The organism is Psychrobacter piechaudii, from assembly GCF_900162825.1.
Taxonomy (GTDB): Bacteria; Pseudomonadota; Gammaproteobacteria; order Pseudomonadales; family Moraxellaceae; genus Psychrobacter; species Psychrobacter piechaudii.
The window spans coordinates 1-1,699 of record NZ_FUGE01000093.1; the positions used below are offsets into that span (position 1 = coordinate 1).

At 43.4% G+C, this 1,699-nt stretch carries 1 protein-coding gene and 1 pseudogene; both read left to right on the forward strand.

Annotated features, from left to right (window positions below; genetic code table 11):
* A partial coding sequence (locus tag A1019T_RS04215; RefSeq protein WP_208608017.1) for a transposase occupies window positions 1-151 on the forward strand: 151 nt, incomplete at its 5' end.
* A 25-nt stretch (window positions 152-176) separates the two neighbouring features.
* Window positions 177-1,343: pseudogene (locus A1019T_RS04220) on the forward strand (PepSY-associated TM helix domain-containing protein); the annotation flags it as partial.
* Between the last annotated feature and the right edge of the window lie 356 nt (window positions 1,344-1,699).

The window sequence follows — 1,699 nt, forward strand, 5'->3', positions numbered from 1 at the left end:
ACACTGTATTTTATGGCTACCACCTTATAGCCCAGATTTAAATCCCATCGAAAAAGCTTGGGCTTGGATCAAGCGTAAACGTAAAGACTGGCGTCTGCATTGTATCGATACTTTGTTCTTTTATTTTCTTTGGCTTTGTAACAGTTTATAAGTTCTTTCACTATAGCACACTCAAGCAGTACATCGCGCCCAAAAGTGACCATAGCGTTGCCTTATTTCGAGTGAGCTCAGCCGATAATAATTATATGGTCGCTGTCGATCCGTATACGGCAGACGTGGTAACCAGTGCCCCTAACAACAGCAATCTTTATCATACGTTTAACAGCATTCACGCTGATTTACTGATGGGGAAAACAGGTGATTATCTGTTGGAGACTGCGGCTTCATTGACGGTTCTATTGATATTAACGGGGTGGTATCTCTGGTGGTACAGATGCAAATCGGTCAAATCGATGCTCATTCCCAGTGCGAAGCAAGCCAGCAAACGCTCAGTTTTCGTTACCTTACACGCTACCTTAGGCACCTGGTTGTCCATTTTATTACTGCTATTTTGTGTGTCAGGAATGGCTTGGGCCGGTATTTGGGGTGAAAAAGTGGTACAGGCATGGAGTCAGTTTCCTGCCGGTAAATGGGGCAACGGACCTATGCCAACCTCAGTTATACCACCGACACATGGTGAAGCCTTAAACAGTAGCAGTGTTAAGGAAGTGCCGTGGATTCTTGAATTAACACCTATGCCGACATCAGGCTTGACGTTGGGTGATAAAGGTATTAACCCTACCCTGCCTATAACCCTTGATACGGTGGATAAATTTGCCCGTGAAAGTGGCTTTAAAGGCCGTTATCAGATCAACTTACCGCAGGGTGAGACGGGGGTTTGGACCCTTAGCCAAGACTCTATGAGTTACGATATGCCCAGTCCCACTGCCGATCGCACTATGCATATAGACCGCTATTCAGGCAACGTCTTAGCCGATATCCGCTATGAAGATTACAATGCCTTCGGTAAATTTATGGCCGTGGGCAATGCGGTACACATGGGCACTTTAGGACTGTGGAGTTTGTTGGCCAACGTTTTATTTTGCTTGTCTATTATTGCCATTTGCATTAGTGGTTATATCATGTGGTGGCAGCGCCGCCCTAGCAAGCTTAACGCACAGTCAACGCGCAAAGTAGGCTTAAATCCACCGCCTAGTAATGGCACAACACCTTGGGGATTGGCAATGATATTGTTAATCGTGGCGGTTATTTTTCCCACCGCTATTCTAGCCATTGTGGCCATTGCCTTACTCGACTTTTTGGTGATATCTCGAGTGCCAAAATTAAAGAGGCTGCTTAAGTAGTCGCAAAACTAGGCTATTTAGACCATTAAAAAAGAGGGTTTATCAAAAAAGATAGGCTCTCTTTTTTTGTGCTAATTATTGTTATTAAACTGCCATGATTAAACATTTATATCAACTGTCGCCTCCTACAGAGATGAAGAAATCTACCGAAACAGGGTAAAACAAAGCAGAGAACTGTATCCGTCATCTCTGCACACGACAAAAAAAACAAAAAAGTCTGTTAAAGCAAAGGCATAATAGTAATTTTTAAGACGAATAGACCATGCCAAACTTTAACAGACTTAGTGAAACTCTAACCCAAAACCTGCGCATGAACAAGGCAAGAATCAATTGTTTGAGCTTAATGATAATAGCCC